At 73.2% G+C, this 16,924-nt stretch carries 16 protein-coding genes and 2 pseudogenes; 10 read left to right on the top strand and 8 right to left on the bottom strand.

Going from position 1 to position 16,924, the window contains the following annotated elements; genetic code table 11:
- Nucleotides 1-62: 62 nt before the first annotated feature.
- Nucleotides 63-1,883 carry an ABC-F family ATP-binding cassette domain-containing protein gene (locus tag ABZ154_RS07595; protein WP_356829986.1) on the bottom strand — a complete coding sequence of 607 codons (1,821 nt, stop codon included), beginning with the start codon at nt 1,881-1,883 and terminating at the stop codon, nt 63-65.
- Between the two features lie 106 nt (nt 1,884-1,989).
- Between ABZ154_RS07595 and ABZ154_RS07590 the strand changes: the two are divergent.
- A pseudogene (locus ABZ154_RS07590) lies at nt 1,990-2,091 on the top strand (type II toxin-antitoxin system YoeB family toxin); the annotation flags it as partial.
- A 3-nt stretch (nt 2,092-2,094) separates the two neighbouring features.
- Here the strand turns inward: ABZ154_RS07590 and ABZ154_RS07585 are convergent.
- Nucleotides 2,095-2,415: pseudogene (locus ABZ154_RS07585) on the bottom strand (acyltransferase); the annotation flags it as partial.
- Between the two features lie 505 nt (nt 2,416-2,920).
- On the opposite strand from ABZ154_RS07585, the gene ABZ154_RS07580 reads away from it, so the two are divergent.
- The 3 genes from ABZ154_RS07580 to ABZ154_RS07570 all read left to right on the top strand — a co-directional run bounded on the left by ABZ154_RS07580 (nt 2,921) and on the right by ABZ154_RS07570 (nt 4,513).
- Nucleotides 2,921-3,199 (top strand): PASTA domain-containing protein, encoded by a 279-nt coding sequence (locus ABZ154_RS07580; RefSeq protein ID WP_356829984.1) that lies wholly within the window; start codon nt 2,921-2,923, stop codon nt 3,197-3,199.
- A gap of 119 nt (nt 3,200-3,318) precedes the next feature.
- Entirely contained in the window at nt 3,319-3,975 is a 657-nt protein-coding gene (locus tag ABZ154_RS07575; protein ID WP_356829982.1) for a class I SAM-dependent methyltransferase, read from the top strand.
- 46 nt (nt 3,976-4,021) lie between these two features.
- Entirely contained in the window at nt 4,022-4,513 is a 492-nt protein-coding gene (locus ABZ154_RS07570) for a DinB family protein (protein WP_356829980.1), read from the top strand.
- 14 nt (nt 4,514-4,527) lie between these two features.
- On the opposite strand, the gene ABZ154_RS07565 is transcribed toward ABZ154_RS07570, so the two are convergent.
- From ABZ154_RS07565 to ABZ154_RS07545, 5 genes are all read right to left on the bottom strand, one after another.
- Entirely contained in the window at nt 4,528-5,457 is a 930-nt protein-coding gene (locus tag ABZ154_RS07565) for a 4-(cytidine 5'-diphospho)-2-C-methyl-D-erythritol kinase (protein WP_356829978.1), read from the bottom strand.
- Complete coding sequence (gene rsmA, locus ABZ154_RS07560) at nt 5,454-6,326, bottom strand: 16S rRNA (adenine(1518)-N(6)/adenine(1519)-N(6))-dimethyltransferase RsmA (RefSeq protein WP_356829976.1); 873 nt, start codon at nt 6,324-6,326, stop codon at nt 5,454-5,456. The genes ABZ154_RS07565 and rsmA overlap by 4 nt, the downstream gene beginning before the upstream one ends.
- A complete protein-coding gene (locus tag ABZ154_RS07555; protein WP_356830210.1) occupies nt 6,323-7,486 on the bottom strand; it encodes a ubiquitin-like domain-containing protein in 1,164 nt (387 codons plus the stop codon). The genes rsmA and ABZ154_RS07555 overlap by 4 nt, the downstream gene beginning before the upstream one ends.
- 353 nt (nt 7,487-7,839) lie before the next feature.
- Entirely contained in the window at nt 7,840-8,715 is an 876-nt protein-coding gene (locus tag ABZ154_RS07550; protein WP_356829974.1) for a TatD family hydrolase, read from the bottom strand.
- Between the two features lie 102 nt (nt 8,716-8,817).
- Nucleotides 8,818-9,174: a hypothetical protein gene (locus ABZ154_RS07545; RefSeq protein ID WP_356829972.1), complete on the bottom strand. Its 357-nt coding sequence runs from the start codon at nt 9,172-9,174 to the stop codon at nt 8,818-8,820.
- Nucleotides 9,175-9,664: 490 nt separating this feature from the next.
- On the opposite strand from ABZ154_RS07545, the gene ABZ154_RS07540 reads away from it, so the two are divergent.
- From ABZ154_RS07540 to ABZ154_RS07520, 5 genes are read left to right on the top strand one after another with little or no spacing between them, the layout of a single operon-like run.
- Nucleotides 9,665-9,841 carry a hypothetical protein gene (locus ABZ154_RS07540; RefSeq protein WP_356829970.1) on the top strand — a complete coding sequence of 59 codons (177 nt, stop codon included), beginning with the start codon at nt 9,665-9,667 and terminating at the stop codon, nt 9,839-9,841.
- A gap of 10 nt (nt 9,842-9,851) precedes the next feature.
- Nucleotides 9,852-10,565 (top strand): hypothetical protein, encoded by a 714-nt coding sequence (locus ABZ154_RS07535; RefSeq protein WP_356829968.1) that lies wholly within the window; start codon nt 9,852-9,854, stop codon nt 10,563-10,565.
- Nucleotides 10,562-11,647: a hypothetical protein gene (locus tag ABZ154_RS07530; protein ID WP_356829966.1), complete on the top strand. Its 1,086-nt coding sequence runs from the start codon at nt 10,562-10,564 to the stop codon at nt 11,645-11,647. The genes ABZ154_RS07535 and ABZ154_RS07530 overlap by 4 nt, the downstream gene beginning before the upstream one ends.
- Nucleotides 11,644-12,573 (top strand): hypothetical protein, encoded by a 930-nt coding sequence (locus ABZ154_RS07525; RefSeq protein ID WP_356829964.1) that lies wholly within the window; start codon nt 11,644-11,646, stop codon nt 12,571-12,573. The genes ABZ154_RS07530 and ABZ154_RS07525 overlap by 4 nt, the downstream gene beginning before the upstream one ends.
- Nucleotides 12,570-13,634: a serine hydrolase domain-containing protein gene (locus ABZ154_RS07520; RefSeq protein WP_356829962.1), complete on the top strand. Its 1,065-nt coding sequence runs from the start codon at nt 12,570-12,572 to the stop codon at nt 13,632-13,634. Before ABZ154_RS07525 ends, ABZ154_RS07520 begins: the two co-directional genes overlap by 4 nt.
- 56 nt (nt 13,635-13,690) lie before the next feature.
- On the opposite strand, the gene rsmI is transcribed toward ABZ154_RS07520, so the two are convergent.
- A complete protein-coding gene (gene rsmI, locus ABZ154_RS07515) occupies nt 13,691-14,572 on the bottom strand; it encodes a 16S rRNA (cytidine(1402)-2'-O)-methyltransferase (protein ID WP_356829960.1) in 882 nt (293 codons plus the stop codon).
- A gap of 53 nt (nt 14,573-14,625) precedes the next feature.
- On the opposite strand from rsmI, the gene ABZ154_RS07510 reads away from it, so the two are divergent.
- The gene (locus ABZ154_RS07510) at nt 14,626-16,392 is read left to right on the top strand and encodes a phospholipid carrier-dependent glycosyltransferase (protein ID WP_356829958.1); all 1,767 of its coding nucleotides are present in this window, start codon (nt 14,626-14,628) and stop codon (nt 16,390-16,392) included.
- Nucleotides 16,393-16,924 lie beyond the last annotated feature (532 nt).

Below are 16,924 nucleotides of genomic sequence, written 5' to 3'. Positions count from 1 at the left end.
AAGTGACGGTCGGTCACCGGAGTCGAGCGTCGCGCGGACCACCCGTCCGCGCCGTGCTGCGCTCAGGCGTCCTCGGCCAGCTCCAGCCAGCGCATCTCCAGCTCGTCGCGCTCGGTGACGAGTTCGCGGAGCTCGGCGTCGAGCCCCGCGACCTTCTCGAAGTCGGTGGCGTTGTCCGCGATCTGCTTGTGCAGCGCGGTCTCCCGGGTGGAGAGCTTGTCGAGCTGCCGCTCGACCTTCTGGAGCTCCTTCTTCGCGGCGCGGGCCTCCTGCGCGGAGACGGCGGGCGCCGCCGGGGCGGAGGAGCCGCGCGCGGGGGCGGGAGCGGCGGAGGGGGTGGCCTCCTCCTCCATGCGCCGCCTGCGTTCCAGGTACTCGTCGATGCCGCGCGGCAGCATGCGCAGGGCGCGGTCACCGAGGAGCGCCATGACCTTGTCCGTGGTCCGCTCGATGAAGAAGCGGTCGTGGGAGATCACGATCATCGACCCGGGCCAGCTGTCGAGGAGGTCCTCCAGCTGGGTGAGGGTCTCGATGTCCAGGTCGTTGGTGGGCTCGTCGAGGAAGAGGACGTTGGGCTCGTCCATCAGCAGCCGCAGGATCTGGAGCCGGCGGCGCTCACCGCCGGAGAGGTCGCCGACGGGCGTCCACTGCTTCTCCTTGGTGAAGCCGAACTGCTCGCAGAGCTGGCCCGCCGTCATCTCGCGGCCCTTGCCGAGGTCCACCCGGTCGCGGACCTGCTGGACGGCCTCCAGGACCCGGAGGTTCGGGCTGAGCTCGGTGACCTCCTGGGAGAGGTAGGCGAGCCTGACGGTCTTGCCGACGATGACCTTCCCGGCGGCGGGCTGCTCGTCGCCCTGTGTACGGGCGGCTTCGGCGAGGGCCCGCAGCAGCGAGGTCTTGCCCGCGCCGTTGACGCCGACCAGGCCGATCCGGTCGCCGGGGCCGAGCTGCCAGGTGAGGTGGGTGAGGAGGGTCTTGGGCCCGGCCTGGACGGTCACGTCCTCCAGGTCGAAGACGGTCTTGCCGAGGCGGGCGTTGGCGAACTTCATCAGCTCGCTGGTGTCGCGCGGGGGCGGCACGTCGGCGATGAGCTCGTTGGCGGCCTCGATGCGGTACCGCGGCTTGGAGGTGCGGGCGGGGGCGCCGCGGCGCAGCCAGGCCAGCTCCTTGCGCATGAGGTTCTGCCGCTTGGACTCCTCGGTCGCGGCGATCCGCTCGCGCTCGGCGCGGGCGAAGACGTAGTCGCTGTAGCCGCCCTCGTACTCGTGGACGGTGCCGCGCTGGACGTCCCACATGCGGGTGCAGACCTGGTCGAGGAACCACCGGTCGTGGGTGACGCAGACGAGGGCGGAGCGCCGGGTCCGCAGGTGGCCGGCGAGCCAGGAGATGCCCTCGACGTCGAGGTGGTTGGTGGGCTCGTCGAGGACGATCAGGTCCTGCTCGTCGATGAGGAGCTTCGCCAGCGCGATACGGCGGCGCTCGCCACCGGAGAGCGGGGCGATCACGGTGTCGAGGCCGTGCTCGAAGCCGGGCAGGGCAAGGCTCCCGAAGAGCCCGGTCAGCACGTCGCGGATCTTGGCGCTGCCCGCCCACTCGTGGTCGGCGAGATCGCCGATGACCTCCTGGCGGATGGTCTTCACCGGGTCCAGGGAATCGTGCTGGGTGAGGACGCCGAGGCGCAGCCCGCCGTTGTGGGTGACGCGGCCGGTGTCCGCGTCCTCCAGCTTGGCGAGCATCCGGATGAGGGTGGTCTTGCCGTCGCCGTTGCGGCCCACGACACCGATCCGGTCGCCCTCGGACACCCCGAGGGATACACCGTCGAGCAGGGCACGGGTGCCGTACACCTTGCTGACCTGCTCGACATTGACCAGATTGACGGCCATTTCACTCCTGCCTAGGGGGTTGATCGACCTTCCCAGGGTACGGCGCGGCGGAGGGGGGTCGGTGGCACGGGCTCGGCACGGGGAAAGCTGAAGCACGGCTTCCACGGGTAACTGGTCCCGCCGCGTCACCGACGAGCACCGGCTCCTCTACAAGGTGGTCGATGACGAGGTCCGCGTCGCTGCCTGCCGCTACCACTACGGCCACTGACCCCTACCGCACACCCGGCCCCCGTCCCGCCCGCTCCACCAGCAGCCAGCCGCCCAGGGTCATCCCGACGGCGGCCGGGGCGGTGACCGGAACCGCGACCGCGACGAGCAGGGCCGTGCGGCCCTCCAGCAGGCCGGCGAAGCCGACCGTCGAGGGCCCGAGGACGCCGAGCAGGCAGAGCGTCGCACCGAGGGCCGCGAGGGGACCGTGGCCCTGGACGGGTGCGGCGGGGGCCGGGCGTTCGAAGGTGCGGAAGGCGGCGACCAGTGCGGCCGTGAGAGCGGCTGCGGCGGCCAGTCGCAGCGGGGTCCGGGCCCAGTACGCGAACTGGTGATCTTATGCGCATACGTTCGCGGCGGGCGAGGGGGCGGCGGCAGGGTACGGGTACTCACTTCGCAGCCTGAGTACGCGGGACGGCGGCGGAGCACCGGTGGGAGGGGTGGAGGTCCGCGCAGCCCTTCCGCGTACCGCGGAGGAGATCCAGGCAGCCGTCCGCGTACCGCGTGGGAGTTCCGGGCAGACCTTCTTCGTACTGCGGAGTGGACCTGGACAGGTCCCCGCTTGCCACGTGAACAACGACAAAAGGCCACCGCCGTTCCCGAGAGACCGGAGTACCAGCACCGTGCGGAACCCTCGCCGCCTCGCCCCCTTGGCTCTCGTCGGCGTGCTCGCCCTGGCCGGATGCTCAGGTGACGCACAGACTGACGACAGCACGCCGGTAACCGCGCCCGCCACCATCGACCCGCCCACGGCCACAGCCACGCCCACACCAACGGCTTCGGCTGCCCCCACGGTGGCCCCCTCCCCGCCCCCCGCGCCCGATCCCGTCATGCCCGCCCTGCACAGCAGGACCTACGAGCAGGCGCAGGCGGAGTTCACCCGCCGGGACATATCCGCCGCCCGCCTGACGGCCGCCGCCCAGCACAAGGACGTCACCCTCCCCCGGGACCACGGCGACTGGTACATCTGCGACACCAGCCCCCGGCCCGGCGACCCGCTCACGGCCGCCACCACGGTCACCGTCAGGCTCGCGAAGGACTTCAGCGACTGCACGACCAGCTTCAACGGCTACCTGTACGAAAAGAACGACCCGGCCTCCACACCCTGAGCCGTTTGCCGGAACGGCAACTTCTCGTGCGGATCCCGGCAGGCGGTGGCAACACTGGGCGGGCACCCCGACGGCGCGTGTACGCGACAGCGCGCATCCCTGCAGAAGGAGCCCGCCCGATGAACACCCCTGACACGACCGGCGGCACCGACGCCCGCACCTCCTGGGACGGCGTCTACGCGGCCCGGCCCGTGGCCACCGCCCCCCGGCCGAACGTCCGGCTCACCGAGACGGTCGCGGACCTGCCGCCCGGCGACGCGCTGGAGCTCGGGTGCGGTGAGGGCGGCGACACGTTGTGGCTCGCGCGCCAGGGGTGGCGCGTCACCGCCGTCGACCTCTCGGCCGTGGCGGTCGAGAGGCTCACGGCCCTGGCCCGCTCGCTCGGCCTGGGCGACCGGGTCACCGCCGAGCGGCACGACCTGGGCGCGTCCTTCCCGGAGAGTCCCGAGGACGGGTTCGACCTGGTCACCGCCCACTATCTGCACACCCCGTACGACCTGGACCGGGCGGCCGTCCTGCGCCGGGCGGCACACACGCTGCGGCCGGGCGGGCGGCTGCTGGTCGTCGACCACGGTTCGACCGCGCCCTGGTCGTGGAACCAGGACCCCGACGTGCGCCACCCGAGCCCGCAGGAGGTCGCCGACGGCCTTTCTCTCGACCCGGCGGCCTGGACGGTGGAGCGGGCCGACGCGCCTCGCCGGACCGCGACCGGCCCGGACGGCACCACGGCCGAGGTCACCGACCACATCCTCGTCGTCCGCCGCACCGCCGCCTGACGGGTGCCGGGCCACGTACGTCCCGCGAACGCGAAGGAGACCCGCCATGGCCACCCGTGACCGCCGCCGTGACACCCCGCCGCCCCGGACCGGCGGCAGCGAGGCCGAGACCCTGCGCGGGTTCCTCGACTACCTGCGGACCTCGGTCGCCGCGAAGGCCGAGGGCGCGCCGGAGCCGGAGGTACGGACGGCCGCCGTGCGCTCGGGGACGAACCTGCTCGGCCTGCTCAACCACCTGACGTACGTCGAGCGCGCGATCTTCCTCGGGGACCAGGTCACCGACTGGCAGGCCACGTTCCGGGCCGCGCCGACGGACAGCGTGGCCGAGGTCGTCGCCCGCTACCGTACGGCGGTCGAGAGCGCGAACGCCGTCCTCGACGGGTGCGCCGACCTGGCCGCACCGGTCCCCCGGCCGGAGTCGGGGAAGCCCGCGCCCAGTGTCCGGTGGGCGCTCACCCACATGATCGAGGAGACCGGCCGGCACGCCGGTCACGCGGACATCCTGCGTGAACTGATCGACGGTTCGACGGGCCGCTGAGCCCCCTCAGCGGCTCACGAAGACGCCGTCACCACGTGCGCACCCCGCGCCGGAGCCGGTGCCACCCGCGCGTTCCGGCAGGTCCCCGAAGCCAGCAGCGCGTCGGCCACCTTGAGGGCCGCCGACTCGTCCGCGACCAGGAACGCCGTCGTCGGCCCGGACCCGGAGACCAGGGCGGCCAGCGCCCCCGCCTCCGTGCCCGCCGCGAGGGTGTCGGCGAGGGAGGGGCGCAGGGAGAGCGCGGCGGGCTGGAGGTCGTTGCTCAGAGCGGCCGCGAGTGCGCCGGAGTCGCCGGAGCGCAGGGCGGCCAGCAGCGCGGGCGAGGCGGTCGGCTCGGGGACGTCCGCCTCGGCCGTGAGCCGGTCGAACTCCCCGTACACCGCGGGCGTGGACAGCCCGCCGTCCGCCACCGCGAAGACCCAGTGGAAGGCCCCGCCGGCCTCGACCGGGGTCAGCTTCTCGCCGCGTCCGGTGCCGAGCGCGGCCCCGCCGACCAGGCTGAAGGGCACATCGCTGCCCAGCTCGGCGCAGATGGCCAGCAGCTCGTCGCGGCTCGCGCCGGTCCCCCACAGGGCGTCGCACGCGACCAGGGCGGCCGCCCCGTCGGCGCTGCCGCCCGCCATGCCGCCCGCGACCGGGATGTCCTTGGCGATGTGCAGGTGGACGGCGGGTGTGATGCCGTACCGCTCGGCCAGGGCCACGGCGGCGCGGGCGGCGAGGTTGGTGGCGTCCAGCGGGACCTGGGCGGCGTCCGGGCCGGAGCAGGTGATGCGCAGCTCGTCGGCGGAGGTCGCGGTGACCTCGTCGTACAGGCCGACGGCGAGGAAGACGTTGGCCAGGTCGTGGAAGCCGTCGGGGCGGGCGGCGCCCACGGCGAGCTGGACGTTGACCTTGGCGGGGACGCGGACGGTGACAGCCGTGCTGACAGGATCCACAGGGCTCACGGGGACACCTCCGGCTTGTGCTCCGCGATGGCCGCGAACTCCTCCACCGTCAGCGCCTCCCCGCGCGCCTGCGGCGAGACCCCGGCGGCCACCAGCGCCGCCTCGGCGGCGGGCGCGGAGCCGGCCCAGCCGGACAGGGCCGCGCGCAGCGTCTTGCGGCGCTGGGCGAAGGCCGCGTCCACGACCGCGAAGACCTCGGCGCGGCTCGCGGTGGTGGCGACGGGCTCGGTGCGGCGGACGAGCGAGACGAGGCCGGAGTCGACGTTCGGGGCGGGCCAGAAGACCGTGCGGCCGATGGAGCCGGCGCGCTTGACGTCGGCGTACCAGTTGGCCTTCACCGACGGCACGCCGTAGACCTTGTTGCCCGGGCGGGCGGCCAGCCGGTCGGCGACCTCGGCCTGGACCATGACGAGGGTCCGCTCGATGCTGGGGAAGCGCTCCAGCATGGTGAGCAGGACGGGCACGGCCACGTTGTACGGGAGGTTCGCGACGAGCGCGGTGGGCGCGGGGCCCGGCAGCTCGGTGACCTGCATCGCGTCGGAGTGGACGAGGGCGAAGCGGTCGGCGCGCTCCGGCATCCGGGCCTGGACCGTGGCGGGCAGGGCGGCCGCGAGCACGTCGTCGATCTCGACCGCGATCACCCGGTCCGCAGCCTCCAGCAGCGCCAGGGTCAGCGATCCGAGCCCGGGGCCGACCTCGACGACGGTGTCGTCCGGGCGGACCTCGGCGGTGCGCACGATCCTGCGGACCGTGTTGGCGTCGATGACGAAGTTCTGACCGCGCTGCTTCGTCGGGCGTACGCCCAGCTTCGCTGCCAGGTCGCGGATGTCTGCGGGGCCCAGGAGGGCGTCGGGCTCTGTGCTGCTCACCCGGTAAGCCTACGGCCGCAGTGCGGCCACGGACTCGCCCCCCGCTGTAGGTAGAGCTTCTTCGCCCGGTACGTCTGCTCGGCGGCGGGCGCGTCCTGGGGCCGCCCGCTGCCGCCGAGGGACTGCCAGGTCCGGGTGTCGAACTGGTACAGCCCCCCGTACGTCCCGCTCGGGTCCACCGCCCCCGCCCGCCCGCCGGACTCGCAGGCGGCGAGCGCGGACCAGTTCAGCCCGTCCGCCCCGGCCACCGACGCGGGCCGCTGCCGGGTGCCGGTGCGCACGACGCGGCTGACCGGCCGGTGGACCAGCTCCTCGGCGGCCCTGCGGGGCTCCTGCCGTACGCCGTTGACGGTCCGGACGGCGTAGGTGACCCGGCGCACGCCGTTGCGGCCCGCGCGCTCCACGACCTCGGTGCCCCGGAACAGCTCGGGGTCCTCGCTCCGCTCCACGGCGTACGGGACGCTCTCCTCGCGCACCTCCTGGGTGTCGGTGATCCGCATGACGGAGATCGTCTGGCCGTCGCGCGGGAAGGCCGCGGGGCCGACGGAGGTGGTGTCCTGGCCGTGCAGGGTGATGCCCGCCTGGGCGAGGGCCTCTCGGACGGTGGCGGCGTTGGTGCGCAGGGTGCGTTCCTGGCCGTCGGCCATGAAGGTCACGGTGCGTTCGGTGCGGACGGTGAGGGTGAGGCCGGTGCGGGCGATCCGGGCGGAGCGGGAGGCGGAGAGGTACGCCCCCTCGACGCGGACCCCGAACTCGCGCAGGGCCCCGTCCACGGTGTCGGCGGTCGTCCAGACCCGGCGGTGGTGGCCGTCGACGGTGAGGTCGACGGGGCGGCCGTAGCGGACGGTGACCTCGTCGCCGTGGTCGAGTCCGGTGCCGGGAGCCGGGGAGATGTGGTCGTGGGCGCCGACGGTGACGCCCTCGTCCGCCAGGAGCTCGGTGACGTCGTCGGCGAAGGTGTGCAGGGTGCGGGGCGTGCCGTCGACGTCCAGCCGGATCGCCTTGTCGTGGGCGACGAACGCGGTGGTGCCGCCGGCCAGGAAGGCGACGACGAGGGCCTTGGGGACGAACCGCCGCAGCGTCTCGGGGTTCCCGGCGAACGTACGGCGGCGCTTGGCGGCCCGCCGGGCGTCGGCGCGGGTGGGACGTGGGCGGGGCACCGCGGGGGCCGGCCCGGCCAGCGGGGTGTCGAGAACCGTCGGAGCGTGTGCCGCGGGGGCAGGGGCGGGCGGGCGGGGACCGTCCGTGAAGACCCCGTCGGCCACGGTCAGCTGCTGGTGGAACGCGCCGGGGAAGGTACCGGGGGAGGACACCGGCGCCGGGGCGGGAGGCGGCGGCGCCAGTGCCGTCCGCCGTCCGCCGCGCGCCGCCCGGTGACTGCCCTGCGAAGTGCTCACGCCGCTCCCGAAGATCCGCCCGCCACCCCCGTGTGCGCCGGGGACGATAGCGGAGCCGCGGTGACTCTCCAAAGCGACACGACTACACACCGTCGTGGAGAGCGTGCCTGACGGGATCAGAAGTCGAACGCCCGTGCCGTGTTGTCGTAGATCGCGGCGGCCAGCGTGTCCTCGTCCAGCCCCTTCACCTCGGCCATGGCGCGGAGCGTGACCGGGATGAGATAGGGGGCATTGGGCCGTCCGCGGAACGGGGCGGGGGTGAGGAAGGGCGCGTCCGTCTCGACGAGGACCAGCCCGGTGGGGGCGACCGCGAGCGCGTCGCGCAGCGGCTGGGCGTTCTTGAAGGTCACGTTGCCGGCGAAGGACATGAAGTACCCGGCCCGCGCGCAGATCCGGGCCATCTCGGCGTCCCCGGAGTAGCAGTGGAAGACGGTCCGCTCGGGCGCGCCCGCGTCGGCCAGGACCCGCAGGACGTCCGCGTGCGCGTCCCGGTCGTGGATGACCAGGGCCTTGCCGCGCCGCTTGGCGATCTCGATGTGGGCCCGGAACGACTCCTCCTGGGCGGCGATGCCCTCCGGGCCCGTACGGAAGAAGTCCAGGCCCGTCTCACCGACCCCGCGCACGTGGTCGAGGGCGGCCAGCGCGTCGATCTCCGCCAGCGCGTCGTCCAGCGCCGCCTTGCCGCCGGGCTCCCTGGCCCCCCGGCGCGCGGTGCCGTCGGTGCCCTCGACGTACCCGTGCACAATGCGCGGGGCCTCGTTCGGGTGCAGGGCGACCGAGGCGTGGACGGCCGGGTGGGCGGCCGCGGTCTCGGCGGCCCACCGGGAGCCGGCCACGTCGCAGCCCACCTGGACCACCGTCGTGACGTTCACCGCGGCCGCCCGGGCGAGGGCCTCCTCGACGGTGGAGTCCTGCATGTCCAGGTGGGTGTGGGAGTCGGCGACCGGGACCCGGAGGGGTTCGGGCAGCGGCGGGGCTTCGGTACGGCTCATACGGACGACTCTACGAGGGCCCGGTTCACCGGCGTACGAGGACCGGGGTCCGCACGCGGGGAGGCGCCACCGGTGACGCCGGGCCCGGCTTTCATGCCCCCGTCACCTGCGGTGGAAGGGGTGGAGCAGGTCAGACAGCCGCCAGTGGCGGTCGGAGGGGCGGGCGGCCGGGACCTTCGCGGCGTCCGGCTTCGTGCTCCGTGGGGTGTGCAGGAGCTGCTGGGCACCGGCCACCCGGCCGGCCCGCATGATGCGCACCACGTGTCCGTCGCAGTTGGTGCAGGTGGGTGTGGAGAGCGGGGACGGCACACGCTCACCGCCGGCCGTGTAGACGACGAACTCGTGGCCGTGGACGTCCACGTGGTGCTCTATCTCGTAGGACTGCTCCCAGCCGTACCCGCACCGCATGCAGGCGAAGGCGTACGCCTCATGGACGGTGGTCGCTGCGATCTCGCTCATACCCGCTCCTCTTGTCCGCCGGTCATGCACTCCGGGGATGGCCGACCCGCCCGAGGGGTTCGAGCAGGCGGCCCGTTCCCTCCAGTGGACACCCGCGCACGGGCGGACGCACCAGCTCAGAGCCGATGTTGGTGCGTTCTTGGCCTCCTTTTGCCGCCCTTTGCCGCCGCATGGCCCGCGACAGGCCGACCCGTGACCGGCGGACTGGACAGCCGGTGACCGACGGACCACCATGCGCCCCCGAGCGCGCCCGTCACCGGGGTGAATGCGCCCGCGCACCACCCCTGCGCCACCCCCCGCAATTTCGCCGAATTCCCGACCTCCTATCACCCGTTCGCCGCATGAATTCACCATTCAATTGAATCCCCCATTACCACGGATGCCGGGCCCCGATTTGCGACGTCCCCATTCCTCCCTTTCACTCGGAACGTACGTCAAGCGTGACTCGGTACGTACATCAACCCGATTTCCCACAGGATGGGGAGCACCCATGTACACCACGGACACCACTGCCACCGACATCGAGCTCGACCTCGACGCCGCACTCAACCCGGGCGAGGTCGAAGGTCTGTACCGCGACTCCCGCGAGTGCGCCTACCTCGCGCTTCTCGCCGGCGGCGGCGCCCTGCTGCTTTCGCCTCCGACCCCGCGCCCGAAGAAGGGCTGAACGTCGGAACATGGACCAGACACATGCTTCGTCCCCGCTAGCGGGTGCCGTGCATGACCTGGCAACGGAGGTGGTCCTCGCTCTTCGGAGCGGGGACCACCTCGCCACGGTATGCGGCGCGGCAGGAATCGACGAGGAGAACCGGACCGGAATTGCGGCCGCGCGGGTCATCGGTGCCGATCTGCTGCTGCCGAGCGTTCTGTACGGGCGTCATCCGCATCCCGGGGATGTCGCCGTGCTCGACCGGGCGGTACGGGAATTCCCGCCCAAGCCCGATGCTCCGGCCGCCACGGCCTGGAGCCACTGGCACATGATCTCCACGCTCCAGCGGATGGCACCGCCCCCGGGCACGACGGGCGCGGCTGCCCCAGGAACCTACGAGGAGCCCGACGGCGCCTGGCTGGAGCAGGCGCCCTGGCAGTCCTTCACCCACCAGCTCTCGGTGCTCGCGCCCCTCGCCGTGCCGGCCGCCCCCTCGGCCGTGCAGCGGGCCGCGGCGGCGCGGGCGGTCGACCTCTCGCGCGGCTTCGTCCGGGCGGTGCGGCGGCGCGACTGGCTCCAGGCGGCGGGCGCGGGCCGCTGGCTCGCGGCGATCGGCGGCGAACCGGCGACCCTGGGCCTGGAGCGCGGCCTGGACTTCGTCGAGCTGATGGGCGGCCACGACCCCCGTGTCACCCTGCACATCCGGGCGGCCCGGCTGATGGCCGAGGCGAGGGCGCGATGACGACGACCGCGACGCAGGGGCCCAAAGGGCGCCCGGACCCCGGCGGCCGCCCCGGTGTCCCGCCCCGCACGGCCACCCACGCCCACCCCGGCCAGGCTCCCGGGGATCACGCCTCCCCCGGCGCCGCGCTCGCCGTCCTCCCGCACGTCCTGCGCACCGCCCTCGCCTGGACCGACGCCCACCGGGCGGAGTTCGCGCTCCCCGACGACGTCCTGGACCCCCGCACCCAGGTCAACGCCACGCTCAAACCCCTCGGCGAACTGGCCCAGCTCTGCTCCACGGTCCGCGCCGCCACCGCCCCCGGCACCTCGGAACACGGGGTGGCCGGGGACCTCGTCACGTACGCCTGGGAGCAGGTGTCCCGAGGCGACCTCCTGCTGGACCTGCTGCGCACCGAGCCCTTCGCGGCCTACCCGTACGAGATCTACGCCGCCTTCGCCGGGTACGGGCTGCGCCATGAGGGGTTCGAGGCCCTGGCCCGCCCGCTCACCGCGACCCGCGCCTGGGCCCACACCGAGCAGCACGCCAACCGGCAGCTCGGGCTGATCAACTCCGAGCGGCGGGTGGGGGTGGTGACCCACACGGACGCCGGCGGGGTCCTGTCCCGGACCTGGCTGGGCGGGCTCTCGGAGCCGTGGACGTTCGAGGGCCCGTCCGGCTACGCCCTGACCCACACCGTCTTCCACCTCACGGACTGGGGCCGGATGCCCGACCGGGTGCCGGAGAAGACGGACGCGTACCTGCGGACCTGGCTGCCCGCGTGGGCCGACGGCTGTCTGGAGAGCGGCCAGTGGGACCTCACGGGCGAGCTGCTCGCAGTCGGCGCCTCGCTGCCGGGCCCGGCGCCGCTGGAGCTCATGGACGCGGTGTGGCCGGCGCTGGCCGGCGTCCAGCACGCGACCGGCTGCGTGCCGGAGACCGGCGTACCGGTTCAGGAGCCCGCGCCGGACCCGTACCCCTTCATCGACTGCTACCACTCCACGCTCGTCACGGCCTTCGCGGCGGCTCTGTCGCTCAGGTCGCTGCGGTCGCCGGGGCGGACGGACAGGACAACTCCCGGCCGGGAAAGGCACACCCCATGACCAGCGGCATCCAGCAGATCCACGACGTCGGCGCGAAGGCCCTGGGCTGGCTGTACGAGCACCGGGAGGGTTTCCGGCTGGAGGCCGACCCGGCCCCGGAGGCGGGGATGCTGGACCGGTTCAAGCCGCTCGGCGAGCTGGCGCTGATCGGGAAGGTCATCTTCCGCGAGGGCGTGGCGGGCTCCCAGCAGTCCGCGCTCGCGCACAAGCTTCTGGACCACGCCTGGCACGAGCTGCTGGGCTCCGGGGCGCGGCTGCTGGAGGGTCAGCGGCGCGAACCGCTCTCGCCGGTGCCGCTGGAGGTCTACGTACCGTTCCGGGAGCTGGGCTACCGGCAGCCGGACCTGGAGTCCGCGATCCGCCTCAACCACCGCCTGGCCAGCTGGGCGGGGCTGGAGGTGCTGCCGGTGCGGCGGCTGGGGCTGAGCGCGATCGAGCGGCGGTTCGGGGTGGAGCCGAGCGTTCCGGAGACCGCGGCGCTCGCCCACACCTGGCTGGCGCGGCGGCCCGAGCCGTGGACGGTCGAGGGTCACATCGGCTACGACATCACGCATACGGTCTTCCACCTGACGGACTGGGGCGAGAAGCCCGCGGACCTTCCCGTCGACATCGCCGATTACCTGGAACTCTGGCTGCCTGCCTGGCTGGACGACTGGCTCGACCTGAAGCGGTGGGACCTGCTGGGCGAACTGCTGGTGGTGGACGCCTGCCTGCCCTCGCCCACGCTGGACGCGGCGGCGTGGCGGGGGTTCGCGCAGGCGCAGCAGCCGGACGGGGCGATGCCGGTGGTGGGCGGGATGCCGGAGGGGGACGAGGAGTCGGTGTTCGACCTGGTCTACCACCCGACGCTGGTCGCCGCGTTCGCCTCGGCGCTGGCGCTGTCCCGCGCGCTGTCCGACCTGAGCGCCGAACCGGCTCCGGCATGACGGACGTCACGGCGGCGCCGGTGGACGCTGTGAGTGACGACTCGCCGACCGCTCGCTTCCTCGCGGAGGCGGCCAGGGCGGTCGACGCCCCGGACGTGGTGCTCGCGATGAGCCGGGGCGGAGTCCGTACGGTCCACACGGGCGGCAGCGCGGAGCCGGGCCCGGTCGCCCGCGAGCGCCTGCACTACGAACTGGGCTCGGCGTCCAAGCCGTTCGCGGGGCTGCTGCTGGCCCGGCTGGTGGCGCAGGGCCGGGTGCGGTACGAGGACCGGGCGGCGGACCTGCTGGCCCCGGGCCTCCCGGTGCACCCGGCGGTGCGCCGGATCACGCTGCGCCATCTGCTCACCCACACCTCGGGGCTGCCGGGCCTGCCCGCCGACTTCTACCCGCAGGCGGTGCCGCGCTGGTCGACGGACCCGTACGGCAACTACCCGGCGGACCGGGTGGTCCGGGCCTTCCTCCGGGCCCGCCCGCGCCACCGCCCCGGCACCCGCTGGCACTACTCGAACTTCGCGGTCTCCGTCCTCGGCCACACCCTGGCCGCCGCCACCGGAACGCCGTGGGAGGTGCTGCTGCACCAACAGGTCCTGGCCCCACTGGGCCTGGAGGCCACGCTGCTGCGGCCGGGCCCGGACGGCACCGACGCGACGGGCCACCGCCGCGACGGGACCCCGCTGCCGGCGCTGGACACCGGGGGCTTCACGGCGGCGGGGGCGCTGCGGTCCACGCCGCTGGACCTGCTGACGTTCCTGGAGGCGCATGGGGGCGGAGCTCCGGGCTCCCCGACCGACCCCGCACTGAGCACCGCGCTCACCGAGGTGACCCGCCCGGTGCTGCGGCGGGGCTGGCGCCACGCGCACACCCACACGCTGACGTGGTTCCAGCACCCGTCCCCGTACGGCCCTGTCCTCTTCCACGCCGGAGCCACCCTCGGCCAGCAGGCGTTCCTCGGCTTCCGCCCGGAGACGGGCCTGGCGGTGGTGGCGACGGCGACGCGGCGGGTGCACCGGGCGGACACGTTCGTGGCGGCGGCGTACGGGCTGCTGACGGAAACGCCGTAAGCGCTGAGGCTTCTGCGGCGCCTTCTCGGCAGCGCCAAGGCTTCTTCTCGGCAGCGCTAAGGCTTCTGCGGCGCCTTCTCGGCGTTCTTGGCGGCCACCACCGCGTCGAACACCTCCCGCTTGGGCACCCCGGCGGCGGCGGCGACAGCGGCGATGGCCTCCTTGCGCCGCTCCCCCGCCTCCTCCCGCACCCGCACGCGCCGCACGAGCTCCTCGGCGTCCAGCCCTTCGTCGCCGGAGTCGGTGGCGCCTTCCACGACGACGGTGATCTCCCCGCGTACGCCCTCGGCGGCCCACACGGCCAGCTCACCGAGCGGACCGCGCTTGACCTCCTCGTACGTCTTGGTCAGCTCACGGCAGACGGCTGCGCGCCGCTCGGCGCCGAAGACCTCGGCCATCGCGGCGAGGGTGTCGTCGAGCCGGTGGGGAGCTTCGAAGAAGACCATGGTGCGCCGCTCGTCGGCGTTCTCCCGGAGCTTGGAAAGCCGCTCACCGGCCTTGCGCGGGAGGAACCCCTCGAAGCAGAACCGGTCGACGGGCAGCCCGGAGAGGGCAAGGGCGGTCAGCACCGCGCTGGGCCCCGGTACGGCGGTGACGCGGATGTCCTTCTCCACCGCGGCGGCGACGAGCCGGTAGCCGGGATCGGAGACGGACGGCATCCCGGCATCCGTGACGAGCAGCACACGGGCACCACCGACCAGGGCCTCGACGAGCTCCGGCGTCCTGGCGGACTCGTTCCCCTCGAAGTAGGAGACGACACGCCCCGAGGTGTGGATGCCGAGCGCCTGGGTGAGCCGGCGCAGCCGCCGGGTGTCCTCGGCGGCGACGACGTCGGCCCGCTCCAGTTCGGCGGCCAGGCGTGGCGGGGCGTCCGCCACGTCACCGATGGGGGTCCCTGCGAGTACGAGCGTTCCAGTCGTTCCAGTCACATCAGCCATCCTCGCAGCACGCGCAGCACCCTTCGCACAGATGCGTTCCCTACGATGGCGCGGTGACGAGTACCGCGCCCGAGACCCAGCGGGGCCAAGACGCCGGGGACCCGCTCGGCGAACAGCCGACCTCCTGGCAACGGCGGCTGCGCCGCTTCGGCCATGTTCCCCGCCCGGAGACCCCTCTCCGCGACCGGCTGGACCCGCCGTACGCACGGCCGGGACGGCAGGTTTGGTCGGTACTCGCGGTGCCGCCGCACGTGGCCGACCGGCTGGTGCGGTGGTCGGGCTGGGGCGGCCCGCTGCTGGTGACCCTCGTGGCGGGGCTGCTGCGGTTCTGGCGGCTGGACCGGCCGAACGCGGTGATATTCGACGAGACGTACTACGCGAAGGACGCGTGGGCGCTGGTCAACCAGGGGTACGAGGGGTCGTGGCCCAAGGACGTGGACAAGCTGATCCTGAAGGATCCGTCCTCCGTCCCGATCCCGACCGACCCGGGCTATGTGGTGCATCCGCCGGTCGGCAAGTGGATCATCGGGTTCGGTGAGCAGCTGTTCGGCTTCACGCCGTTCGGCTGGCGCTTCATGGTGGCGGTGCTCGGCACGATCTCGGTGCTCCTTCTCTGCCGGATCGGCCGACGGCTGTTCCGCTCGACGTTCCTGGGCTGCCTGGCGGGCCTGCTGCTCGCGGTGGACGGGCTGCACTTCGTGATGAGCCGGACCGCGCTGCTCGACCTGATCGTGATGTTCTTCGTGCTGGCGGCGTTCGGGTGCCTGGTGGTGGACCGGGACCGGTCCCGCCGCCGCCTCGCCGACGCCCTGCCGGTGGACGAGGAGGGGGTGCTGCGCCCGGACGCCCGGATCGCGGAGACCCTCCGGCTGGGCTGGCGGCCGTGGCGGCTGGGCGCGGGCGTGATGCTGGGCCTGGCGTTCGCCACGAAGTGGAACGGCCTCTACGTGCTGGCCGCGTTCGGCCTGATGACGGTGTTGTGGGACGTGGGCGCACGGCGCACGGCAGGCGCGGCACGGCCGTACAGGGCCGTTCTGCGCCGGGACCTGCTCCCCGCCTTCTTTTCCACGGTGCCCGTGGCGATCGTCACGTACATCGTGTCCTGGACCGGCTGGATCGTCACGGACAAGGGCTACTACCGCAACTGGGCGGCCACGGAAGGCAAAGGCTCGCCCTGGAGCTGGCTCCCGGATTGGCTGCGGAGCCTGTGGCACTACGAGAACCAGGTGTACGACTTCCACGTCGGCCTGACCTCGGGCCACACCTACGAGTCGAACCCCTGGAGCTGGCTGGTCCTGGGCCGCCCCGTCTCGTACTTCTACGAGGAACAGACGGGCTGCAAGGAGTCGTCCACGGGCAAGTGCGCCGCCGAGGTCCTGGCCATCGGCACCCCGCTGCTCTGGTGGCTGGCGTGCTTCGCCCTCGCGTACGTGGTGTGGCGCTGGCTCTTCCGCCGCGACTGGCGGGCCGGCGCGATCGCCTGCGGCGTGGCGGCGGGCTGGGTGCCCTGGTTCTTCTACCAGGAACGCACGATCTTCCTCTTCTACGCGGTGGTGTTCGTCCCGTTCCTCTGCCTGGCGGTCACGATGATGCTGGGCGCGATCGTGGGCCCGGCGGCGGGCACGGGCGCCCGCGCCGACCTGGGCCTCACGTCCAAGGACCCGACGGGCGAACGCCGCCGCACCCTGGGCGCGATCGCGGCGGGCGTGCTGGTGCTCCTGATCATCTGGAACTTCATCTACTTCTGGCCGCTGTTCACGGGGACGTCGATCCCGGAGGACCTGTGGCGGGACCGGATGTGGCTGGACACGTGGGTGTAGCTGGGAGAACGGCGGGCCCGGCACCTGAGGGTGCCGGGCCCGCCGTGGTCGTTGGTGGTGGCTGCTGCTCGTGGGCCGTCCGGTGACGGCCCACAGAGTTCATCCGCCGTGCTGAGCCGGAGACTCTCGCCTGCACGTTCCGGGTCCCTCGAACGTGCCGCCGCCGCCGGACATCAGCCGGTGCTGGGGGCCGCTTCAGCCGTCGCCGGTGCTGGGCTGCTTACATCGGCGTAGTAGTGCCTTCGCCCATAGCGTCAGGCCGACAAGAGACAGAATCACCGCTCCTCCGATGACCACAGGGATGGCCCCTATGAGAAGGAATGTGACCAATAGCTCTGCCCACGTCGGCTCCTCGCCCATCGTCCTGCCGCTTTGCTCCATGGACACCACGACGCGGGCAAGCAACAGCTAGTTCCCGATGGGCGCAGGGAAGTGCGGGCGTTGACGCGGAAGGAAAGGTGGCACGACATGCGGGCGCCGCGATCAGCGTCACGTCCGCTCCCAGCGCGTCCACATCACCCCGCCCCGCGTC

The organism is Streptomyces sp. NPDC006261, assembly GCF_040613515.1.
Taxonomy (GTDB): Bacteria; Actinomycetota; Actinomycetes; order Streptomycetales; family Streptomycetaceae; genus Streptomyces.
This window is presented reverse-complemented; position numbering and strand designations above follow the sequence as displayed.